Origin of the sequence: Solibacillus ferritrahens, from assembly GCF_037027585.1 — a bacterium.
Classification (GTDB): domain Bacteria; phylum Bacillota; class Bacilli; order Bacillales_A; family Planococcaceae; genus Solibacillus; species Solibacillus ferritrahens.
On the sequence record NZ_JAXCLE010000020.1, the window covers coordinates 1 to 23,950 of the forward strand.

Annotated in this window: 21 protein-coding genes; 1 reads left to right on the forward strand and 20 read right to left on the reverse strand. The window is 37.4% G+C overall.

The features are described 5' to 3' along the window. Positions 1–159: 159 nt before the first annotated feature. From SNE38_RS16040 to SNE38_RS16055, 4 genes are all read right to left on the reverse strand, one after another. Positions 160–1,365, reverse strand: coding sequence for a DUF4097 family beta strand repeat-containing protein (locus tag SNE38_RS16040; protein ID WP_191702147.1), 1,206 nt, complete (start codon positions 1,363–1,365; stop codon positions 160–162). 86 nt (positions 1,366–1,451) lie between these two features. Beyond that, positions 1,452–4,319, reverse strand: a complete 2,868-nt coding sequence (uvrA, locus tag SNE38_RS16045; protein WP_191702146.1) for an excinuclease ABC subunit UvrA — start codon at positions 4,317–4,319, stop codon at positions 1,452–1,454. Between the two features lie 5 nt (positions 4,320–4,324). Further along, entirely contained in the window at positions 4,325–6,307 is a 1,983-nt protein-coding gene (uvrB, locus tag SNE38_RS16050) for an excinuclease ABC subunit UvrB (protein ID WP_336046881.1), read from the reverse strand. 275 nt (positions 6,308–6,582) lie between these two features. After that, positions 6,583–6,825 (reverse strand): IDEAL domain-containing protein, encoded by a 243-nt coding sequence (locus SNE38_RS16055; protein ID WP_191702144.1) that lies wholly within the window; start codon positions 6,823–6,825, stop codon positions 6,583–6,585. Between the two features lie 186 nt (positions 6,826–7,011). Between SNE38_RS16055 and SNE38_RS16060 the strand changes: the two genes are divergently transcribed. Further along, a complete protein-coding gene (locus SNE38_RS16060; protein ID WP_191702143.1) occupies positions 7,012–7,503 on the forward strand; it encodes a competence protein ComK in 492 nt (163 codons plus the stop codon). Between the two features lie 3 nt (positions 7,504–7,506). Here SNE38_RS16060 and SNE38_RS16065 read toward each other — a convergent pair whose 3' ends face one another. The 16 genes from SNE38_RS16065 to pseH all read right to left on the reverse strand — a co-directional run bounded on the left by SNE38_RS16065 (position 7,507) and on the right by pseH (position 23,926). Beyond that, positions 7,507–7,860, reverse strand: a complete 354-nt coding sequence (locus SNE38_RS16065) for a hypothetical protein (protein ID WP_191702142.1) — start codon at positions 7,858–7,860, stop codon at positions 7,507–7,509. 194 nt (positions 7,861–8,054) lie between these two features. Continuing rightward, positions 8,055–9,159 (reverse strand): peptide chain release factor 2 gene (prfB, locus tag SNE38_RS16070; RefSeq protein WP_191702619.1). Its coding sequence is split into 2 segments (ribosomal slippage): positions 8,055–9,086 and positions 9,088–9,159, totalling 1,104 coding nucleotides; the frame shifts between segments, so codons are not numbered across the junction. A 371-nt stretch (positions 9,160–9,530) separates the two neighbouring features. Then, on the reverse strand, positions 9,531–12,041 hold the full coding sequence (gene secA / locus SNE38_RS16075) for a preprotein translocase subunit SecA (protein WP_336046882.1): 2,511 nt from the start codon (positions 12,039–12,041) through the stop codon (positions 9,531–9,533). A gap of 275 nt (positions 12,042–12,316) precedes the next feature. Beyond that, complete coding sequence (gene hpf / locus SNE38_RS16080; RefSeq protein ID WP_191702140.1) at positions 12,317–12,874, reverse strand: ribosome hibernation-promoting factor, HPF/YfiA family; 558 nt, start codon at positions 12,872–12,874, stop codon at positions 12,317–12,319. Between the two features lie 158 nt (positions 12,875–13,032). Then, positions 13,033–13,410, reverse strand: coding sequence for a PilZ domain-containing protein (locus tag SNE38_RS16085; protein WP_191702139.1), 378 nt, complete (start codon positions 13,408–13,410; stop codon positions 13,033–13,035). A gap of 195 nt (positions 13,411–13,605) precedes the next feature. Next, a complete protein-coding gene (locus SNE38_RS16090; protein ID WP_191702138.1) occupies positions 13,606–13,872 on the reverse strand; it encodes a competence protein ComK in 267 nt (88 codons plus the stop codon). 40 nt (positions 13,873–13,912) lie between these two features. Then, complete coding sequence (locus tag SNE38_RS16095) at positions 13,913–14,458, reverse strand: competence protein ComK (RefSeq protein ID WP_336046883.1); 546 nt, start codon at positions 14,456–14,458, stop codon at positions 13,913–13,915. A 559-nt stretch (positions 14,459–15,017) separates the two neighbouring features. Further along, positions 15,018–15,422 (reverse strand): flagellar export chaperone FliS, encoded by a 405-nt coding sequence (gene fliS, locus SNE38_RS16100; RefSeq protein ID WP_191702136.1) that lies wholly within the window; start codon positions 15,420–15,422, stop codon positions 15,018–15,020. Positions 15,423–15,451: 29 nt separating this feature from the next. After that, positions 15,452–15,811, reverse strand: coding sequence for a flagellar protein FliT (locus SNE38_RS16105; protein WP_191702135.1), 360 nt, complete (start codon positions 15,809–15,811; stop codon positions 15,452–15,454). 20 nt (positions 15,812–15,831) lie between these two features. Beyond that, a complete protein-coding gene (fliD, locus tag SNE38_RS16110) occupies positions 15,832–18,363 on the reverse strand; it encodes a flagellar filament capping protein FliD (protein ID WP_336046884.1) in 2,532 nt (843 codons plus the stop codon). Positions 18,364–18,386: 23 nt separating this feature from the next. Then, positions 18,387–18,770 carry a flagellar protein FlaG gene (locus tag SNE38_RS16115; RefSeq protein ID WP_191702133.1) on the reverse strand — a complete coding sequence of 128 codons (384 nt, stop codon included), beginning with the start codon at positions 18,768–18,770 and terminating at the stop codon, positions 18,387–18,389. Positions 18,771–19,187: 417 nt separating this feature from the next. Then, a complete protein-coding gene (gene pseC, locus SNE38_RS16120; RefSeq protein WP_191702132.1) occupies positions 19,188–20,321 on the reverse strand; it encodes a UDP-4-amino-4,6-dideoxy-N-acetyl-beta-L-altrosamine transaminase in 1,134 nt (377 codons plus the stop codon). A gap of 321 nt (positions 20,322–20,642) precedes the next feature. Then, positions 20,643–21,689: a pseudaminic acid synthase gene (gene pseI / locus SNE38_RS16125; RefSeq protein ID WP_336046885.1), complete on the reverse strand. Its 1,047-nt coding sequence runs from the start codon at positions 21,687–21,689 to the stop codon at positions 20,643–20,645. Continuing rightward, positions 21,686–22,645 carry a UDP-2,4-diacetamido-2,4,6-trideoxy-beta-L-altropyranose hydrolase gene (gene pseG / locus SNE38_RS16130; RefSeq protein WP_336046886.1) on the reverse strand — a complete coding sequence of 320 codons (960 nt, stop codon included), beginning with the start codon at positions 22,643–22,645 and terminating at the stop codon, positions 21,686–21,688. The genes pseI and pseG overlap by 4 nt, the downstream gene beginning before the upstream one ends. Then, positions 22,645–23,367: a glycosyltransferase family protein gene (locus tag SNE38_RS16135; protein ID WP_336046887.1), complete on the reverse strand. Its 723-nt coding sequence runs from the start codon at positions 23,365–23,367 to the stop codon at positions 22,645–22,647. Before SNE38_RS16135 ends, pseG begins: the two co-directional genes overlap by 1 nt. A 16-nt stretch (positions 23,368–23,383) precedes the next feature. Beyond that, positions 23,384–23,926: a UDP-4-amino-4,6-dideoxy-N-acetyl-beta-L-altrosamine N-acetyltransferase gene (pseH, locus tag SNE38_RS16140; protein WP_191702128.1), complete on the reverse strand. Its 543-nt coding sequence runs from the start codon at positions 23,924–23,926 to the stop codon at positions 23,384–23,386. Positions 23,927–23,950 lie beyond the last annotated feature (24 nt).

A 23,950-nucleotide genomic window follows, 5' to 3' on the forward strand; every position in this document is an offset into this window, starting at 1 on the left:
ATCGGGAGGTCTTTATGGCGTGCGCAATTTTTGGGTAAGGGAGGGGGTACCCCCTCCCTTACCCAAAAATCTATTCAACACCTAAAATATTTTCTAAAAAGCTATTGACTGGAGGTAAGAAGGCACTTACTTAAAAGTAAGCACCCTCAGCTCTTCATATTATTGCAGTGTATAGCGTACTAATACTGTACCCGTACGTGATTCTCCTACTAGTTTCAGTAGTTTTGCGCCTTCTAATTCTTTTGTGAAGCGCAGCGATTTTGAAAGGAATTGCTCCTCTTCTTCAGAAAGCTTCACATCGCTTAAGCCAACATCTGCTTTCCCGAAGTTTGTGAAAATTTGTCCATCCAGTGCGACAGTTTTTGGTACGTAGATTTCTACTGAACCTGCTAAAGCACGGGCTTTAATTTTATGCGCCTCTGGGCTCGTTGTTGTAACGACCACATGTCCATTTACAGATTCCGCCTCTACTTCCTTTAATTCACCGTCGATGTAGATGCGTCCATTTGCTGTTTCCGCTTCTAAATCGTCGCCTTTCACATGACGAGCTTCTACCGCACCGTTGCTCGTTTGCAATTCTGCATGATCGAAAGTCGCGTTTTCAAGTCGAACTATACCGTTATAAGTACGCGCTTTAATTAACTTTGCATCCATCTGTTCAATCGATATACTGCCTGTTAATAATCGAGCGATAAATACATCGTAATGTTTTTCTGGAATAGCAAGTTGCACATTTAACTGTGTAAATTTATTTGCAGACTGAATAAATAATTTTTCATTCGTCAATGTCGATAAATTTTCAGTGACTTGCGTAATTGTTTCTTCCTGAGTACCTTTTTGTGGTGTCTTCCCGAAAATATTCACTGTCACCAATTCATCAGTTGCTCTTACTACATCCACTTTACCATTTGCGACCTCTAACTCAATGCTTTTAATATCAGAGACAGGATATGCAAATGTTTTTGTAAATTCTACTTTTTCACCAAAAGGCGTTTCAATATCAAGATCCTTGAATTTTGATAAAGCTGCACCAACCAATCCAGTCATGCGTGTACTGAATTGTGATAAGTCCTGCTTAATATCTCCCATAAACTCGTCCATCTTTTTGTTGAATTCTTTATCATTGAATGATTTGCCGAAAATATCTTCAAATCCTGTTGTCTTACGCTTTTGTTTTTGTTCTTCAAAAATTGGTTCAGCCGTATGCGGTTCTTCCTTATGCTTTTCTTCAGCTAAAGGCGGCACTACTGGCGGTGGAGTGGATTCCTTTTGGGACGATAGCTTTTCTAGTAATACAATCGCCTCTTCTGCTGAAATTGTACCGTTTTCAACTAATTGTAAAATACGTTTACGTTCTTCTTGCATAAAAAAATTCCTCCCTCTACTTCGTATATAGTTATTATACGAGGAGGGAGGATAAAAAGTTTCGTTTGCGCTCTTAGTTTTTTAATCTATTTACTTTTTGCTGCCTTAATTTTCGAAGACATTCGCTCGCGGTCACGCTCTAAAATAGGTTTTAAATAGCGCCCCGTATAGCTTTCCTTCACTTCCGAAATTTCCTCCGGCGTGCCGGTTGCTAAAATTGTACCTCCGCCTTCTCCACCTTCAGGACCTAGGTCAATTATATAGTCTGCTGTCTTAATTACATCTAAATTATGCTCAATGACAAGCACCGACTCTCCACTCTCCACTAAACGCTGCAGTACGATAAGCAGACGGGAAATATCATCTGCATGTAATCCTGTCGTTGGCTCATCCAAAATATAAAACGACTTTCCGTTTGAACGACGATGCAATTCAGAAGCCAATTTTACACGTTGCGCTTCCCCGCCCGATAATGTAGTCGCAGGCTGCCCCAGCTTCACATAGCCAAGTCCGACATCGACAATCGTTTGCAATTTCCGTTGAATTTTCGGTATGTTTCCGAAAAACTCCAACGCATCCTCAACTGTCATTTCTAAAATATCGGAAATGTTTTTATCTTTATATTTTACTTCCAACGTTTCACGATTGTAGCGCTTTCCGTGGCATATTTCACACGGTACATAAACATCAGGTAAGAAGTGCATCTCGATTTTAATAATGCCATCCCCGCGACAAGCTTCACAACGACCGCCTTTTACATTGAAAGAAAATCGTCCTTTTTTATAGCCGCGGATTTTCGCTTCATTTGTCATGGCAAATACATCACGTATATCATCAAACACACCAATATATGTTGCTGGATTTGAACGTGGTGTACGTCCGATTGGAGATTGGTCCACATCTATGACCTTTTCCAGTTGCTCCAGCCCTTCGATTGATTTGTGTTTGCCTGGCTTTACTTTAGCGCGATTTAATTTTGATGCGAGTGCTTTATATAATATTTCGTTCACTAATGTGGATTTACCCGAGCCGGACACACCGGTAACGGCGATAAACTGGCCTAATGGAATATCGACATTGACGTTCTTCAGGTTATTTTCCGAAGCGCCTTTTATTGTTATTTTTCGACCATCCGATTGTCGACGTTCAAGTGGCAGTGGAATAAATTTCTTTCCGCTTAAATATTGACCGGTAATCGAATCTTTATTTTTCATTACTTGCTTCGGAGTACCTTGTGCAATGATTTGTCCACCATGTACACCTGCACCTGGTCCGATATCTATTAAATGATCCGCTGCCATCATTGTATCTTCATCATGTTCAACGATAATCAATGTATTACCCAAATCACGCATATTTTGCAGTGTATGAATCAATCTGTCATTATCCCTCTGGTGCAGACCAATCGATGGCTCGTCTAAAATGTAGAGGACCCCTGACAAGCGCGAACCAATCTGGGTTGCCAACCGAATGCGCTGTGCTTCTCCGCCCGATAAGGTTCCTGCCGAACGAGCAAGCGTTAAATAGTTTAACCCTACATCCAATAGGAACTTCAATCGCTCAATTACTTCACGAATAATTAATTTCGCAATTTGACGTTCTTTTTCTGTCAGCTCCACCGAACTAAAGAAATCATACATTTCCTGAATCGAGTGACGCGTCGCTTCAGAAATATTTTGATCTTTAATTTTTACTGCTAGTGTTTCCTTTTTCAGACGATGTCCTTTACATGTAGCACAAGGTTGCTCCGTCATATATTTTTGCATGGATTCGCGTACATAGTCTGAAGAGGAATCTGTAAAACGGCGTTCAATATTGCCGATTACCCCCTCAAACTCCATATTTTTTTTATGCATTCTGCCATAATCATTCGTATATTCAAAAAGGATTTTCTCTTTCCCTGAGCCGTAGAGAATTTTGTCCATTTTTTCCTTTGGAATATCTTTTACCGGTACATCCATTGGAATATCGAAATGTTTGCATACAGATGCTAAAAGCTGCGGATAATAGTTGGAAGAAACGGATTCCCATGGGGCAATCGCATTTTCATTCAATGTCAAATCCCAATTATGGATGACCAAATCGATATCTGCCTTAGCCCTGCTGCCTAACCCATCACATGTTGGGCATGCACCGAACGGACTGTTAAACGAAAACATGCGCGGCTCAAGCTCACCAATTGAAAAGCCACACTGTGGACATGCATGATGTTCACTGAATAACAGCTCCTCATGTTCCATTACATCAACGAGTACCCGTCCGTCTGCAATTTTTAGAGCCGCTTCAAGGGAATCGCTTAATCGGGATTCAATGCCCTCTTTTAAAACGATTCTGTCGACAACTACTTCAATTGTATGTTTTTTATTTTTATCGAGCTCTATATTATCATCTAAATCCCGTAGTTCTCCGTTTAATCGAATACGCACATAGCCTTGCTTTTTTAGGTCTTCCAATAGCTTTACATGTGTGCCCTTTTTCCCTTCAATTACAGGGGCAAGTAACTGCATTTTAGTACGCTCTGGATATTCCAGTAAACGGTCGACCATTTGCTCGATTGTCTGGGAAGTAATTTCTATACCATGTGTCGGGCAATACGGTTTACCGATCCGTGCAAAAAGTAATCGTAAATAATCATAAATTTCCGTAACCGTCCCAACAGTAGAGCGCGGGTTACGGCTCGTTGTTTTCTGATCAATGGAAATGGCCGGGGAAAGCCCTTCAATCGTATCGACATCCGGCTTGTCCATTTGCCCTAAAAATTGTCGTGCATAGGCAGACAATGATTCCACATAACGACGTTGCCCTTCAGCATAAATCGTATCGAATGCTAAAGAGGATTTCCCGGAGCCTGAAAGACCTGTCACTACGACAATTTTATCGCGGGGAATTGTGACATCAATATTTTTTAAATTATGCGCGCGTGCACCTTGTACGACAATTTCTGTATTTTTCACATTGTTCACCCTTCTGCCTTTAATTCAAATATCATGTCACGTAATTCTGCCGCACGTTCAAAGTCCAATGCTTTTGCGGCTTCTTTCATTTCAACTTGCAAAGTTGCAACAAGCTTCTCCAGCTCTTTTTTTGTAAGCTTTTTGCCGCCTGTCACTTTTGTAATGTATGTTTCTTCCTGTTCCGCAGCTTGAGTTGCTCGAATAATATCAGGAATCTTTTTAATAATTGTCTGTGGTGTAATACCATGTGCTTCGTTGTAAGCCTTTTGTATTTCACGACGTCGCTTCGTTTCACTGATGGCCTTTGTCATAGAATCCGTCATATTATTGGCATATAGAATAACATGACCATTCGAGTTACGTGCAGCACGTCCAATTGTTTGAATTAATGATCGCTCTGAGCGAAGGAAACCTTCCTTGTCCGCATCTAAAATCGCCACAAGGGAAACTTCCGGAATATCAAGACCTTCCCGCAATAAGTTAATGCCGATTAGCACATCATATGTCCCTTTACGAAGCTCCCGGATAATTTCGATCCGTTCCAAGGTCTTTATTTCCGAATGTAAGTATTCTACTTTTAAGCCCATTTCTTTTAAATAACTCGATAAATCCTCCGACATTTTCTTTGTTAATGTTGTGATTAATGTCCTTTCATTGCGGCGAATACGTTCCTGAATTTCATCGATTAAATCATCAATTTGTCCTTCAATTGGGCGCACATCGATTGTTGGATCGAGTAGCCCGGTCGGACGAATAATTTGCTCCACCATTTCCGGTGTATGCTCCAATTCATATGGACCAGGTGTTGCGGATACATAAATTGCCTGGCTGACTTTTGACTGAAACTCATCAAACATTAATGGACGATTATCAAGTGCGGACGGCAAACGGAAGCCGTGTTCAACTAATACACCTTTACGAGCCTGGTCTCCATTATACATACCACGTACTTGTGGCAATGTAACATGGCTTTCATCAACAACAAGCAAAAAATCCTTAGGGAAATAATCTAGTAATGTATATGGTGTGGCCCCCGCTTCTCGCAAAGTCAAATGGCGCGAATAATTTTCGATGCCTGAGCAGAAGCCCATTTCCTTCATCATTTCCAAATCGTAATTAGTACGCTGCTCTAAACGCTGCGCTTCCAGTAAACGGTCTTCCGAGCGCAAAATTGCAAGGCGCTCCTCCAATTCTTTTTCAATGTTTCCAATGGCTACTTTCATCTTTTCTTCACGGGTAACGAAGTGGGATGCTGGGAAAATTGCTACATGCTGACGATCTCCCAAAATTTCCCCCGTCAATGCATCAACTTCCCGAATCCGATCAACTTCATCTCCGAAAAACTCTACGCGAATACAATGCTCGTCTCTTGATGCCGGGAAAATTTCCACAACATCCCCACGTACTCTAAACGAACCGCGTGTAAAATTAATATCATTTCGTTCATATTGAATGTCAACTAGCTTGCGCAATAGTTGATTACGCTCGAGTTCCATCTCTGTACGAATGGATACGACCATTTCCCGATATTCTTCAGGATTACCGAGACCATATATACAGGATACCGAAGCAATTATAATGACATCATCCCGTTCAAATAAAGCTGTTGTTGCCGAGTGACGCAGCTTATCGATTTCTTCATTAATACTTGAATCCTTTTCGATATACGTATCTGTTTGCGGTACATACGCTTCCGGTTGGAAATAGTCATAATAACTTACGAAATATTCAACTGCATTGTCCGGAAAAAACTCCTTGAACTCACTATATAATTGACCTGCAAGTGTTTTATTGTGTGCCATCACGAGCGTTGGCTTATTCACTTCTTTAATTACATTTGAAATTGTAAAGGTTTTACCTGTACCGGTTGCCCCCAGTAATGTCTGATGGCGCTTTCCTTCTTTAATGCCCCGTACAAGCTGTTTTATCGCTTCCGGCTGGTCACCAGCAGGCTTGTAGGCGGACTGTATTTTATAAGTTTCTGTCATTTTCAGCTTGTCCTTTCCTTCGCTTTTCTTATTCTCTATTTTAACATACCCGTTTTTAATTTACGATAAAATTACGAACATATATTCTCAAAATGAATTATGATGACTTATTTAAACTTTCTAAAGGGTTTTTCGAAAGTCTTGCACAATTATCAGAAAAAATATCCTATTTATTAGAAAATTTTTGTATTTTATTAGATTCTTAAATCCTGTTTTTGAATGCAACCATGTTTAAACACACAAAAAAAGCCACCTATCATAAGGTGACTTTCTTGTTATGAAACAGTGATTGCCAATAAGTCGTTCAGTTCTGTTGTGTAGCATTCAAATGCCTGCTCGTTCTTTTGATCTAGCGATGTATCGATAAGTAATTTTAGTTGTTCGATACGTTGCATACGCTGTAATCGACTAATAAATAAATCTAAATAAATTTCATTCAATAACTTCTCTGCTTGATTTTCAGTGGACTGCTGACCTACCGCTTTTAAAAAGTCTGTATACGAATAATATTTATCCATCGATTTCACCTCGACCTCTTTTTTCCATTATAAAGTAAAACCCATTTAATTTGCAATATATTCTGAAAAATTATCATATAACCAAATTTTCAGAATACGGTGTTGATTTTTTCCATTTTATGTATTATTTTAACTGTATAATGAAAATTTAAGCGGGTAGGGAATGTTAAAGAAAGGGGATCTAATATGACTAGTAATATACCACAAAATTCAAATTACATTATTTCTAATTCTACTTTTTGTTTAAGTTCCTATCAATATCGAGATAAAATCCATACGATCATATTGGACAAATACGGAAAAGTAACCGCTCCTTATAAGCCCTTAAAGCTCGTTCGCAACACTTGCAGGTTACACGGCAGTTCCTATGAAGCAAGTAAATATCAGGCAAGGCGGTTTTTCGGAGAGAATAAACACAAACTTCCGGTTATGGTGGCATACGATTTTGGGGAGCCTTGTATTTTGTTTCCACTCTTTTCACCGCATTCCCCTCATAATATTTGGATTGCGCTAAACCCCGTCATAAATATTAGTGATGCGGGTGATAGAACGCGCGTAACTTTTATCGACGGAACAGAAGTTCATTTTGCTATCCATATGAAATCCTTCAACCAACAATACGTACGCGCTGCCATGTTCTATAAACACATAATTCTACATCGCCATGCCACGCTGTAACCATCAGTTTTTTGCAAAATATTCAGCAAGAAGCAGCTCGCTTTGATTGCGAAGGCGAATATTCGAATATCTCCTACACTCCATGACTCCATTAAAATAAAATTGATACTCGGTAAATAAATCATCTGTTTTGCCTCTTATTAGACGCATATGATGAAGTTTAAAATAGTCCTTCGTTTCCTTTAGGTCGTTTTTTACCTTGATACGAACAGCATTGATTAAATGTAAATATGGATTCTTAAATTTAAACGCACTTTGTTCTACAATTGAATAATCCTTCTCAAGAATTATTAACAACAACGGCAAATAAATTCCTGCTTCATAATACGGAATCGTTTTAGAAGGAATTTGTACCATACGAAAACCTCCATTTATAGGAACGTTTGTTCGTATTTATTTTCACATATTTTTTTATATTTGACAAGTGGAAAATTTACTCAGCTTATATTTTCATTATAATGAAAAGGCTGTGTTAAAGGTCAAATTGACTTTTAACACAGCCTTTCTACGTAAAGTAATATGGCTCCTGCTCGTTGCAAGGGAGGGGCATATTAATAAGAGATTTTCGAACGTAAATATGCAGTAATGAATAAATCCAAGTCCCCATCCATTACAGCACCGACATTTCCTGTTTCTGCACTTGTACGGTGATCTTTTACCATTGAATATGGATGGAAAACGTATGAGCGAATTTGTGAGCCCCAACCGATTTCTTTTTGCTCACCGCGTATTTCATCCAGCTGAGCCTGCTGCTTTTCAATTTCTAATTGATACAGCTTCGACTTTAACATTTTCATCGCAGCATCACGGTTTTTAATTTGTGAACGCTCGGATTGACATTGAACAACAACACCTGACGGCAAGTGGGTAATACGAACAGCAGAGTCCGTCGTATTAATATGCTGACCACCCGCACCTGTCGCACGGTACGTATCGACTTTCAAATCTTCTGTACGGATATCAATCTCAATTTCATCATTAAATTCCGGCATGATGTCACATGATACGAATGATGTATGACGGCGACCCGATGAATCAAACGGAGAAATACGCACTAAACGGTGTACCCCTTTTTCCGCTTTTAAATAACCGTAAGCATTATGACCGGTAATTTGTAAAGTGACCGATTTAATACCTGCTTCATCACCTGGTAAATAGTCGATTGTTGTTACTTTAAAACCGCGCTTCTCTGCCCAGCGTGTATACATACGCAATAGCATTGAACCCCAGTCCTGTGACTCCGTACCCCCAGCACCTGGGTGCAGCTCTAAAATGGCGTTGTTTTTATCGTATGGTTCTGATAATAGCATTTGAAGTTCAAAGTCTGCCATTTTTGATTGGAATTCGCCTAATTCTTTGCCTAGTTCTTCTTGTAATTCTGCATCTGGCTCTTCGCGTAAAAGTTCAAGTGTCATTTCCAGATTTTCTTGTATATCAACTAAGTCTTTAAATTCGTTGACAACTGCTTTAATACCGTTGCTTTCGTTAATGATTGCCTGTGCGCCGTTTTGGTCATTCCAAAAGTTTGGCTCAAGCATCATTTCGTCCAATTCCTGAATACGTGCCTCTTTGTTTTCTAAGTCAAAGAGACCCCCTGAAGTCCGCTAGTTTTGTAGCTGTATTTTCGAGTGCATTGCGCACATCTGCTAATTCCATCATATATTTTCCTCCGTAGTTAAAGTGTACAAATGTCATCTTGATATACCGTTGTTTTCCGTTACGGGCGAATGCTTTCCGCGGGCACGGCTCGAGCCTGTAGTCTCGAGCGTCGGTGCTCCTGCCGCTACGCTTTCGTCGCAAAATAAATTTTGCTGTTCCCGCAGGAAGCTTTGAGTTACTTCTTTGCCCCCGCTTCGCTCTGCAGCGAAAGGCGGAGCCGACAGCTGCACTCCTCGCCCTCCACTTCAATCAACTTGCTTAACACTAGGTACAAATATTTACTTACAACATAATTTTGTAAACAAACTTTATGAAAAAACAAACCGGGTCATTGAGCATAGTTTCAATGACCTCGGTTTTATTGCTTTTTATTGTCCTACGCCGTGGCAAGATTTGTACTTTTTGCCGCTACCGCATGGGCATGGGTCGTTACGTCCGATGTTTTCGGCTTTACGTGCTGGTAATTTTTTTGGTTTGGCAGCGCCCTCTTCTTTCGGGTTTACTGCTTGGCCTTTTGCTACTTCTTCACGTTGCAGGTTGCTGCGAATCTCTGCTTTCAATGCATATTTTGCTACATCTTCACGGACCGCTGCGACCATTTCCTCGAACATTGCGAAACCTTCTTGTTGGTATTCACGTAGTGGATCGTTTTGACCGTATGCACGTAGGTGAATCCCTTGACGTAACTGATCCATCGCATCAATATGGTCAATCCATTTCGTATCGATTGAACGCAGTAATATAACTTTTTCGAATTCGCGCATACGCTCCGGCGTCATCGCTTCTTCTTTTTCATTATAGCGTTCCGTTACTTTTTCAGAAATAAATGCAATCATTTCTTCCGGTGATTTGTTTTCCAGCTGCTCTCTTGTAATATCTCCCTCATCTAAAAGGTTTGCAGCAATATAGTCCACTAAAGCATCCATTGTCCATGCTTCTTTTTCACCTTGCGTATGAAGTGCCACGGCATTTTCTACCGCCTGAGAAATCATTGATTCAACTAATGCACGCATATTTTCCGAATCAAGTACTTCTTCACGCTCTTTGTAAATTACTTCACGTTGCTGACGCAGTACATCATCATATTGCAATAGACGTTTACGCGCATCGAAGTTATTCCCTTCAACACGTTTTTGCGCTGATTCAACCGCTTTTGAAACCATTCCCGACTGAATCGGCTGTGTATCGTCCATACCAAGTCTTGTCATCATTGACTTCATTTTATCCGAACCAAAGCGACGCATTAACTCATCTTCAAGTGAAAGATAGAATTGTGTTACCCCTGGATTACCTTGACGACCAGAACGACCACGAAGCTGATTATCAATACGGCGTGATTCATGGCGCTCTGTACCAATTACCGCTAAACCGCCTACTTCTAATACGCCTTCACCTGGTTTAATGTCCGTACCACGACCTGCCATGTTCGTCGCAATTGTTACGGCACCTTTTTGACCGGCATTTAAAATAATTTCAGCTTCACGCTCATGGTTTTTCGCGTTCAATACATTATGCGGAATTTTAAATTTCGTTAAATATTTTGAGATAATTTCTGATGTTTCAATCGCTACTGTACCAACCAATACCGGCTGGCCTGCACGATGACGCTCTGCAATATCTTCTGCAACCGCTTTGAACTTGCCTTCCATAGTTGCAAAGATTAAGTCAGGACGGTCATCACGGGCAATTGGTTTATTCGTTGGTATCGCCACAACATTCATATTATAAATATTACGGAATTCCTCTTCCTCTGTTTTCGCTGTACCTGTCATACCCGACAGTTTTTCATACATACGGAAATAGTTTTGGAACGTAACCGTCGCCATTGTCATCGATTCATTTTGAATATCCAAGCCTTCTTTTGCTTCAATCGCCTGGTGAAGACCGTCTGAATAGCGACGTCCCTTCATTAAACGACCTGTAAAGCCATCAACGATTACAACTTCGCCTTCCTGTACAACATAGTCGAAATCTTTATGCATGGACGCATGTGCTTTTAAACTTTGGTTAATTGCATGATTTAGGCGCACGTGAGCTAAATCGAATAAGTTATCGATTCCAAATGCACGTTCAGCCTTTTCAATCCCTTGCTCTGTCAGCGTTACACCTTTTGTCGATTCTTCATAGTTATAGTCTTCTTCTTGCTTTAGCATACGGACAAAGGCATTTGATTGTACATAAAGCTGTGCAGATTTTCCTGCCTGCCCCGAAATGATTAACGGTGTACGGGCTTCATCGATTAAAATCGAGTCAACCTCATCGATTACCGCATAATATAACGGTCGCTGTACACGGTCTTCTTTATAAAGGACCATATTGTCGCGCAAATAATCAAAGCCGAGCTCATTGTTTGTCGAGTATGTAATATCGGCTGCATATGCTTCACGCTTTTGTTCTTTTGATAGGCTGTTTAAGTTCAAGCCTACTGTTAAGCCTAACCAATTATACAGCTCACCCATTTCCGTCGCGTCACGGCTAGCTAAATATTCATTGACTGTGACAACATGTACACCTTTACCAGTTAGCGCATTTAAATAAACAGACATTGTCGAAGTTAACGTTTTACCTTCACCCGTTTTCATTTCGGCAATATTTCCTTCATTTAATGCAGCCGCCCCCATAATTTGCACACGGAACGGATACATACCAAGTACACGACGTGACGCTTCACGAATTGTCGCAAACGCCTCTGGTAATAAATCATTCACTGTTTCGCCGTTTTGGTAACGGTTTTTGAACTCTTCTGTTTTCGCTTTTAATGCATCATCAGAAAGGCTTTCAAACTGCCCTGCCAATGCTTCTACTTTATCTGCAGTCTTTTCTAAACGCTTTACTTCTTTTTTATTGAAATCAAATAATTTATTTAATATGTTTGCCATCGAATTGGTCACTTCCCAATAATAGTCTCAAATTATATTTTAGCACTATACATAGGGGTGGTGCAAATGCACTGATGGAAATTTGAGTATATAATAGATCAATTAGGAAGGTTTTAAAAATATTTGTTTGTCTAATATCCATTCTAACTTGACTACTTTGAGTGTAAGTATGTCTAATATCGAAGTGATTTTGGCAAAGTGGTTAATAACTTTATTTACAGTATCATATAAAAACGGACTGCCCATTACAGGCAATCCGTTGTGTAAAATTTCTTTTAGTTTGTTTCGATTAAGCCGTACTTTCCATCTTTACGCTTGTAGACGATATGTGTGCCGTCCGATTCCGCATCTGTGTAAATAAAGAAATCATGACCAAGCATATTCATCTGTAAAACCGCTTCTTCTTGATCCATTGGCTTTAGATCAAATTGCTTTGTACGAACAATTGTATATTCTTCATCCGAAGAATCCGAGTTCGCTTCCATTTGCGATGTAACATTAGCGAAGTATAGTCCTGTACCTTCACGATCGCGGAATTTACGGTTTACTTTCGTTTTATGTTTACGAATTTGACGCTCCAGCTTGTCGACGATTAAATCAACAGCTGCGTACATATCATTATGACGTTCCTCTGCTCGAAGCGTTAAATTCTTCATTGGGATCGTTACTTCTACTTTTGTTTGTTTATCGTTATACACTTTTAAATTGACGTTAGCATTTGCATTTAAATCTTCATTAAAATAACGTTCTACCTTTTCAATTTTTGTCTCCACATAATCTCGAATCGCTGGAGTTACCTCAATATTTTCACCACGAATGTTAAAGTTTAGCATGTGAACTCCTCCTTCATTACGGCTATACTTACTAATTCTACATACTTCAAAAAAATCCTGTTGCTTCGGAAAACTTTTTTCATTTTTCGACATGTAGCTTTAAATATCGATAAGAATAGACATATTATGGGGACATTTAAATATTTGTCACAAAATGATTACTTGCGGCCAACCTCTTTTTTACGGCGAATTTTCAACTCACTAACGATTAATTCTTCAATGCCTGGCTGATTCTCAAATATGAGACCATACTGATATTTTTCACCGTATTTCTTTTTCCATACAATTTCCCCAATTGCCTTTATCAATACTTCGTCTAAAATAAATTCAAGTTCCAGTTGCACCAGATGATTAGTATTTTCACCAATTTCATAATAAGAAAACATTTTCATGCCATGCGGACTCACATCTATAATTTCACAAGTATGTTTTGCCGCTTCTAAGACTTCTTGTTTACCGTCGATTAATACTGTATATTTCGCTGCAATCGGCGCGCCAAAAGTAAAGCGAAATCCTTCAGTTCTTTTAAATCCCATCTACCTTCCCCCCTTGCCTTCGTGACTACTAATGCTATACCCACATTATCATGCAAGATACCAGGAATTGTCTATGAGCTAAATTGATATTTTTTAATATAGTTTTCTCATCCAAATCATTACGAATTAACTAATAGATTAAATTTGCTTTAATAAAAAAATACCCACCAAATGATGAGTGAAAAGAATGGAAATTTATAATTTTTTCGTAAATTGAAAGTTTGCCTGTACCTGTTTGTCATTCACGTTACCGATGCTTCCCCATTTACGTGTCAGTAAATGTCCAGTTGGCGGCTTACGATAAAATTGCTTGCTTTCCTGTATTAACGTAGAAGGAGATTTCCCTACGACTGCCATATGCTCTCGCTCAAAAACAACTGTATACAGGTTCCCGTTTTCCGCAACTATTGGTACCATACTTACTGTATTATGGTTCACTAGATAAAAATTTAAAATCCGCATATAGTCCTCCTTTACATATAAATTTCAATATTAATATGATTTAGTCGAATAAGTAGTTTTCATTTACTTCTGCACATTTCAACAATAGTTTTTCTTCTGCTTTCAAGTAACGTGGCTGACTAATATACTGCTTAAAAAAATCCTTGAGAAAATAGCTACTTGCTTTGTTCCATCGCTGCATAAATTTACTACGTGATACTGGAACTTCAATATTGCGCCCATTACGAAGAAATACTATAGTTTCGCCAGGCAAGAATGTTTTTTCTTTTGCGTCCACAACATGATGTAAGGCAAAATAGTGACACGTTTTATTGCGTGTTGATTCAGTTGAAAACCAAACATGGGAAAATGGCGATCTCGGTATTAAAATAGGGGGAACTGAAGCTGTCCCTAGCATAGCTTTTGCTGCTTCTTTCGCGCCTTTTAAACTTGAACCGTTTTCTTTCAGATCTGTATCGATTAATTGGCTAGGTGTCAAATTGACTCGTTCATATCCATTTGAAGTAACAATAATTGTATAAGGGTTGTTAAAATCATCAAATTTAGGTACTAAAACACAAGCATTTAATAGATAATTTTTATACATTTTTTATACTCCTTCCAATTTATAGTTATCAATTGAATAGAAAAGGAGTATACTAACATTAAGCTGGTATACTCCAGCAGGCTGAGCCTCAAGTGACGTCTTTGCAGGATCTTCACTTGGGGTTTTTAAATTCCTCTTTTCACATGATTCACCACCTCCTTTACCGTAAAGCAAAATGCCTTTCTATTACATAATTCACAGCAATATAAATTCAGTATTAAAATTTTTTTATGGGATGTTTTTGGGGTGTTGGGGTTCAATATTATCCTACAGAATCCATGAACACTTTCTATTAGATGTAATTTTGAAGTTTTGGATTAAGAGTATCGTGGAGTTGTATGGAAGGGTTTCCTTAGTAAGTTAGCATCCAAATGATTCGGTAATATTAACCCCTAATTATTTACATTATAGACATATTTACCTAATAATTTCAAGATTTATTTGAATATTGTGTAATTTTAGACTTACTAAAATGGCACATAAATAAGCACATAAAAAACCACTATTAAAAGCATCATGTCTTTTAATAGTGGTTTCTGTTATTAAGAAAATCTGATAATTAAATTTGTCCTACACTGCCGTATTGCTGTTGGCGATTAATTTTGATAACTTCTTTCCACGTGTCGCGGAATTCTGTTACTAAACCCTCTACTTCTTCGATAATTACTGGATCGTTTTGAACGTTTGCTTCCGTTAAGCGACGATTCATATATTCATAGAGTGGTAGCATTTGTTTTGAAATTTCGATGTCCATGTTAAGTGTAGACATAAATTCCCCTATAATTGCTTGCGAACGCTGAATATTATAGTTACGCGCTTCTATATTTTTATCAGCAATCGCCTGCTTCGCTTTATTTAAAAACTTTAAGCACCCGTTATATAACATTAATGTTAGTTCACCAGGGGAAGCAGTTGTCACACTGTTTTGTTTGTATGCGTTGAAAGCATTTGTTTGTGTTGTCAATGTTGACACTCCTTTTACTGCTATTCGTCTTAATTCTTTTTATCATAATAACGACCGTCCATCACTTGGACATTCGCATATGGATTCATATATTGTTGCTCATGCTTTTTTGCATTTTGTAAGCCCTTTAAGTCATTTTGAATTACTTTCATTACTTTGTTTAAACGTTCGCGTATGCCTTTATCTAACTCGGCAAGCATGGCGTGCGATTTGTTATTAATATCCAGTACAAAGTGATTAAGTAGCAAGTGTTCCATAATTAGACCACGCTCATCTAATAAACTGTTAATCTTCTCAATATATTCGTCTCGTTTTTCTTCTTCCGGCAAACTTGCTAAATGCTGATATAATTTTGCTGAAACTTGTAAAAGCTGCTGTATGTTATCCATTTTACGCCACCTGAAAAATATTATCCTTGCATGAACATAGACGATTGCTGGTTTGCTTTGTTAATGGCTGTCTCCATCGCTGTGAATTGCTTCCAGTAGCGGGCTTCGATATTTTTCAATTTATTTTGCCAAGTATCGATTCGCTTCTCGTTATCAATTAAGCTTTTACCGATCGCATATTGCACGTCTGTCATTGTAGATCGACCCGCTTTTTTATCGATATTGACTTCTAATGATTTCATTGATTCACGTAGTTTTTCAAGATAGCCACGAGTATCTGAACCGCCATGAGCAGGATCCGACTTTTGCCCACCACTATTTTTAAATAATCGCTCTACTGCATCTGAATCTTCCTCAATTGCTTTTCTTAACTTCGCTTCATCAATTTCAAGTGTTCCACCGTCATTATAGCTCTTAGATGTAGTAATTCCTACATTAAATAATGTGTTGTATTTAGAGCCCTCTAATCCAGGATTAGACTGGTAAATTAACGAACGCATATTTGATAAGCCGTTACGTATTAACTGATCATTACGAAGTAAGCCACTTTTTGCTTTTTCTTCCCATAGCTTAATTTCATTTTCATCCATATCTTTTTTCTGCTCGGCTGTAAGTGGCGCATAATCACGATATTTTGTTTCTTTTGTTTGATCATTTAAATCTTTAATTAGACTATTGTAAGTCGCAACGAATTCTTTAATTTTGCTCATCATATCGTCTACGTTTGTAGTCGATGACAAGGATACCGACTGAGCTGATGGCGCTGCATTAACTAAATCATCATTAACCGTACCGTCCCCATTGAGTAATCCTTCGTTTTGAGCATCTGCTTTTGCCGTGTTTAAAGAACTTTCTGCATTTACCAATCGTGCATCTGCCGCAACATCTTCAGCTTTGGCAGTATTATAAGCTGAACGTAATTGGTTTTGGTCTGCCAAATTTTTAAATGCTGTTTGCTCAGTTGCAGATAGGCCATTCCAAATTGTTTGTTGTTCATCTGTTAAGGAAGAAACTTTTGAAGGATCTGCAAACACTTCTAAAATTTTTGCATCCCCTAATTTACTGTAGTTAGACTTTAATTCATCGGACTGCGCTTTTTCAGCATATTCATTCAAAGTAGTCGCATCTAAGTTTTGTAAGGACGTTAGCGTTTCTTTATCCAATGCCTTTAAAGCTGACTTTAGTTCATCAGAGAAAAATTCATTTTCATCTATAGATGTACGAATTGCACTTAATTCGGTTGTTTCATCTATTGTTAAACCTTTTAAAGCAGTAATAGCATCATCCGATAAATCCTTTAATTTTGAGCCACCAAATGAAACATAATTTGCCTGTACCTTAAAATGACTAAATTCACTTTCTGAAGTATTGTAGACTGTTGACATTTTTTCTGCAGATAACGCTTTTAATTTTGTTTTCGATTCATCTGATAAGCTACTTGCATCTATCGCAGCAATAACATCTTCTTTACTATTGGAGCTTGCCAATTTGATTGTTTCAAATTCTTCAGCCGTCATATTTTTCCAGTCTGAAGTAGTTAGTTTACGATATTCTTCTTGTTCTGTTAATGATAACGTATTTCCAAATGCTGCATTGTATATATTGTTATGCGTGCTCGTATAGTTTGGTGTATCACTTGTACCATTTCCATAATAGGCAGAAAGCGCATTTGCGAGAGCTATAGCTTTGTTTGCTTCATTTTCTGTCGCTAATTGCATTTCCTTTTGTGCCGATTTATATTTGTCTGCAATTGTTTGAGTGGAATTGAACGTCTCTTTTAATGTAACGTTATATCCTGAAAGATTAAAGGTATTAGAAGATCGCTCTGTCGCTATGCCGTTTACTTGGAAAATCGCATTTTTTCCAGCTGTTGTTTGAAATTTATCGATTACATTACCCAATTCATCCTTTTGCTGAAAAAAACCTAAACTTGTGAAAATATCTTTCCCACTCACAACTTCAATTTCTTCTCCGGCTTTGTTATCCCCGGAATTTTTAGCTGTAAATGAGAAACGACCATTTTCAAATACAGCTGATACTCCCGCATTACTCGCATTTACCTTACTCACAAATTGATTAACCGTCATACCATCAGTAATTTCAATTTTCGTTGCATCAGTAGGCATTGTCCCATCAGCTTTAATTGCTTTCAATTCGATTGTTTTAGTTCCAGCACCAATTAAGTCGCTCATTTTTGTAGACCCAACTGCACTTACTTGATTTCCTACAGCCCGTGCTGAAGTTGCTAATTGTGAAACCCCTTCAATCGAAAGTGAACCTGTTGCTGAACCTGTTGCTGTCGCACTAACAAGATTAGAATTTGAAGTCGAAGCCGTTTTAGAATTTAAGGATTTTAATACTAAATTATCTGCAATATACGTATCAAAAGTTTTTAATTTTGTATTTACACCACGATAAGCATCGCGTTGCCATTCATATGTTTGTTTCTTTTGTGTCAATTTATTTAAAGGTGCCCGTTCAGCATTCATTAATTTTTCTACTAAAGCATCGATATCCATACCTGATGCTAATCCACCAACTCGCATAACCATAATAATTTCCTCCTCAGTTTACATTAAATTTTTTCGTCAACAACCATACCAAGCATTTTTTGCATTTCATAAAAAGCGTCTAGTAATTTTTTCGGAGGAATTTCCTTCACAACTTCCTCCGTATCACGATTCACAACCGTCACATAATAGCGTTCCAGTCCTTCGTGGAACATAAATTTAGAAGTACTGTTATTTACATCTAGCATCTCATTCATCTTATTAACAGCCTCTTGGACTTTTGCCTTCGTTTCATCGCCATTTTTTAGTAGCATCATCGGCTCGATTGCAACTGTATCTTTTCTGGTAGTAATGTCGCTTCCTGATTTTTCTACTGATTCTTTTGTAGTATTATTTGCTAAGGTTATTTGATTCGTAACTTCTAAATTTGAAATTCCTGAAATACGCATGTTATTCATCCTCCTTCAATTCAATGCAACCGTTATTATTGTTATTTATATCGGACAATAATAAGAGAATTTCAGTTTTTGTATAGACTGATATGAATTTTAATAAGGAAAGTTTAGTTTTACCTCACTAGCCAGCCAATACGTATTTAGTATTTTTTACCTTTGAGTAATGTTTAATTACGTAACTACGTTCTCTGCTAAATGGTTCATGAATATGTAAATGCCGATTGTTAAAATCACTTTGAAATGGATTGAATCTTCATAAAAGAAATTCAACATCGAAAAAACTTATGGGTTTATGCCTATCATCAAAATAATAAATATTCTTCGATGTATTACCATTTTTTATGCTTATTTGTATATATAATATCGGCAAAAAAGAGAGAACTTCAGTATTTTATACCGAAGTCCTCCTGATTATTTCTTTAAAATACTTTTTAATGTATCTACAATATAATTGATTTGCTCATCCGTTAAACTAGGGTGAATAGGAAGCGTTAACGCTTTTTCATACCAAGCTTCTGCAACTGGACATAAACCTTTTTCATACCCAATGTTTCGATAATAGGGATGCCAGTAAACAGGAATATAATGGACATGTACTCCTATATTTGCCGCACGCATTAAATCAAAAACTTCTTTTCTATTTAAACCCTTTAATTGAAGTATATATAGATGCCAGCCAGAGCTTGTTTCAACTAATAGCTTTGGTGTAGTTACACGAGAATTTTTTTGGAATTCTAAATTATATTTTTTTGCAATTTCTTGACGGCGTTCTATGAATGAATCCAGCTTCTTAATTTGTGATAAGCCTAAAGCAGCTTGCATGTCTGTCATGCGATAATTATAACCTAAGTCTGTCATTTCATAATACCAAGCCCCTTGTTCTGAGGCATACTGTGTCGCTTCAATACCATGGCTTCTAAATTGCATTAATTTTTTGTAGAATTCTTCATTATTTGTAACAATCATTCCACCTTCTGCTGTTGTTACTGGCTTTACAGGATGAAAACTAAACATTGTCATATCTGCTGTTTGACCAACTTTTCGCTCTTTATATGTAGCCCCTAAAGAATGAGCACCGTCTTCAATTACTACTAAATTATGCTCTTTAGCAATTTGCATAATTTCATCTATATCAACTGGTTGACCTGTGAAGTCTACCGGAATAATTGCTTTCGTTTTAGAAGTTATTTTTTTTCGAATTTCTTCCGGGTTAATGTTATACGTATATTGATCGATATCAGCAAAAACAACCGATCCTCCTACGTATCGTACACAGTTTGCACTCGCTGCAAAAGTTATAGGGGAAGTAATTACTTCATCTCCTACTCCAATACCTGCTGCATAGCACGCCCCATGCAGTGCTGCAGTGCCGTTTGTAAAAGCAACCGCATATTTTGTGCCAACATATTCTGCAATAGCACGTTCAAATTCCGCGATTTTAGGGCCTTGTGTTAAATAAGGTGAACGAAGAGTATCAATTACTGCTTGGATGTCTTCCTCATCTATATTCTGTTTTCCATACGAAATAAAATTTTGGATAGTCATTTAATTCGCTCCAAACTATAATTGTAAATATAATCTATTTTCAGTTATCCAATTCAAAATATTTTGTTTTTTCTTTTTCATTTCTTTTTGATTGAACCGTTGTTTCTAAAGAATATTCAGTAGGTATGCTTGATTAGGTTGTTAAGTTTCAGTTATTGTATAAGATCTGCCTTGCCCCCAAAGTCTTTTAAGCATTTACCTTCTACTTCACTTTTTCAAGGTTAAAGGTAAATCTAATATGTCGGATATAGATCAACATTACCCATTGATTCATTACTTACAGTAGATTTTAATCCGCCGCCACGATTAGCTTAAATACTTTTATATTAAAAGTTCCCAACTGAGGGGAGTCCCTTTTTTCACATCATGTTTAATCTCCTTACCTAACACTAGATCATAATATTTTGTAGGTAAACCTAATCCAGGCCGAACATTTCGTAAATTATCCTTTGTTAAAATGTCACCTGCTTTTAAATCATCCCCAATATATAATGAACGACGGAACTTAATAGAGTCTTTTTCTGCATCTGTCGGACCATATTGAATATGTCCTAAACTTTGCCAAGCTCGCTCTGTTTCCTCTACAAGCATTTTTAGTTCATGTGGTTCCATTGAGAATGCTGAGTCTACCCCACCATCTGCACGTGCTGTAGTAAAGTGCTTTTCTATTACTGTAGCACCTAGTGTAACAGCTGCGACCGAAACACCAACGCCCATTGTATGATCTGATAAACCAATTTCCGTACCGAATAATTCACGCATATGTGGGATAGTTGCTAAGTTAGAGTTTAAAGGTGTAGCTGGATAAGTACTTGTACATTTTAAAAGAATGAGCTGGTTATTACCTTCTTTTCGGAAAGTTTTAACAGCTTCATCAAGTTCGGCTACAGTTGCCATTCCAGTTGAAATAATTGTAGGTTTACCAGTTCGTGCCACTTTCCGAATAAGTGGTAAATCAACATTTTCAAAAGAGGCAATTTTATATGCAGGAACATTTAATGTTTCTAAAAAATCTACAGCTGTTTCATCAAAAGGAGAACTAAATGCTAGTAATCCTAGTTCTGTAGCTTTATCAAAAATAGCTTTATGCCATTCCCATGGAGTGTGAGCTTCTTTATATAAATTATAAAGAGAATTACCTTTCCAAAGATTTTGATCATCTTCGATAAAAAATTCACCTGAGTGAACATCTAATGTAATTGTATCTGGTGTATAAGTTTGTAATTTTAAAGCATCGACGCCTGCTTTAGCAGCTAACTCTACTAAACGTAGTGCACGATCAAGCGATTGATTGTGATTTCCTGACATTTCCGCAATAATAAACGGCTTAGTATGACTACCTATTTCTTTATGTCCAATTTTAATCATGTTTTCAACTCCAATATTTCATATATCCATGCATTCGACCTTTTAGTAGCGGTTAATTCAATCCCTTTTTCACTCATATTATCAATGAGTAAATTTCCTAATAATTGTTTATATGTATCTACCGTTACTTGCTCATGCCATCCTATATTTTTTACAACACCCAAGCTCGCAGCATAAGCTGTCGTCTCTCTTTGATTATCGGCTACAATTGTCGCACTTGAAGGGAGACCTACATAACAACGTTCCCAAGTTGTTCCTCCACCGGCACCGACAGCAAAATCTGCCAATTGCATAAGTTTTGCCATATAATCTATTTGACAATGATACGAATATCCACGTTCCCAGCAAATTTCACGAATGGTATCTTTCATAGGATTACTGTTTCCTACTACTACATCAATGCATTCGAATTGAATTGTTCGCAATGCTTCTAATACTTTTGATGTTTCATTTGTCGGATCAGAACCTCCCATAAATATAAGTAATCGTCTTACATCACTTAAACGTGTTCGTAATTTTGCTCGGGCCTCAATAAATTCGTCTCGCATAATTAAATATTTTGGACCTAATAGCTTTACACAATGGGAAGGAACTTTACCGTCGTAACGTGTTTCGTAATTAGGTACGATATTTTGATCAAGTAATAAATCACATTCATGCGTTCTTGCTAAATCGTCAATAACGATTAATTTTTTTGTAAATGGTCGTATATTTTGCTCCCATTCTATCCCTAACTCATAATGGTCTATAATATACATATCAGCAAACATTGCTTCTTCCAAGTTCTCAAAACCTTCTTGCATAACATAATCAATTAAGTTACCTACTAATGGTTTCATCCAGAACTTTACACAACATCCTTTTTCACGTAATTTTTTTGCGATTGTCAAACAACGCATTACATGTCCACTACCAATTTCAATTGAAGCATCTGTTCGAATAATAATATTCATCATTATACCACCGGCTTTTGCTCTATATGGGCATTGATACTAGCCACTTTTGGTGTATTTTTTAAAAAATATATTACTTCAGCACTTGAAATGAGTGGGTCATTAAAATGGTTCGCTACTTCAACTAGCAAGTCATAATCTTCTTCTGTATCAAGCGTTATACGAAGCTCCGGAGCACGGCGATTTAAAGGTGTTTTATAAATTGCTGTTTCAAATTGCTCTTTAAATTCATATGCATAATAAGTAACATGTTCTCTATGTCTCGATTCTTTACCTTGCTCGTTTATTCGAAGTAGCGCTTCATATGAAATAAGCTCAACCGCCAATCCTCGAGGTAATTCACCTTCAAGAATTACTACATCTTTACGTTCACGTTCCATCAATTCAACAATTTCACTAGCCATCTCGTAATCAACAAATGGACAGTCAGATGTAACTCGCATAATATAATCCGGGTTATATACTTGTGCACACTGCACATAGCGTTCTAAAACGTCATCTTCCGAACCTCTAAAGTATTTTACTCCGTTTTTTTCACACCACCCTGCTATCTCATCATCTTGTAATAGACAACTTGTAGCAACTATAACTTCACTCACTCCTTTAATCGCTCGACAACGTGCAACGTTATAGCTTAGTACATCGACATCACCAAGAGTTTTTAAAATTTTTCCAGGCAAACGTGTCGAGCCCATTCTCGCCTGGATAATCGTAATAGTTTCCATTAAGACCCCTCCCTCCTTAATTAAAATATTTCTCTAGCTGAGCTTTTGATTTATTCCAGTCTTTTTTAAAGTAACTAAATAAATGTATATTACAGTAGCAATTGTTTAGATATATATGCTCTCGTAATATGCCCTCTTTTTGAAAACCAACTTTTTCATGGAATCTTATACTTTTCTCATTAAATTCAAGTACTTCAGCACATAATTTCCGAATATTTAAATCTTCAAAAATATATTCTAGCATTTTGTAAGCTAAAGCTGTTCCCATTCCTTTTGGGGCATTTTGTTCTCCAATATAAAAGCCCCACTCTCCGATACCGTTCTTTTTATCTTTAAGGCTGAAATTGCCCACTCCATACGGTACTTGATTATAGATAAATATTTTTACATATTTCATATCGTTTTTTAAAACGGCGTTAAACCAAGCTACATGCTTATCCCAATTTATAGGTTCGCTATCGTACATAACCGAACGGATGTTAGGTTGGTTTCTCCAATTATAAATTAACTCTATATGTTCATCAGTTACATCTATAAGCTTCATTAGATTTTTTTTCATATAAATGCCTTCTTTCTTTCATTT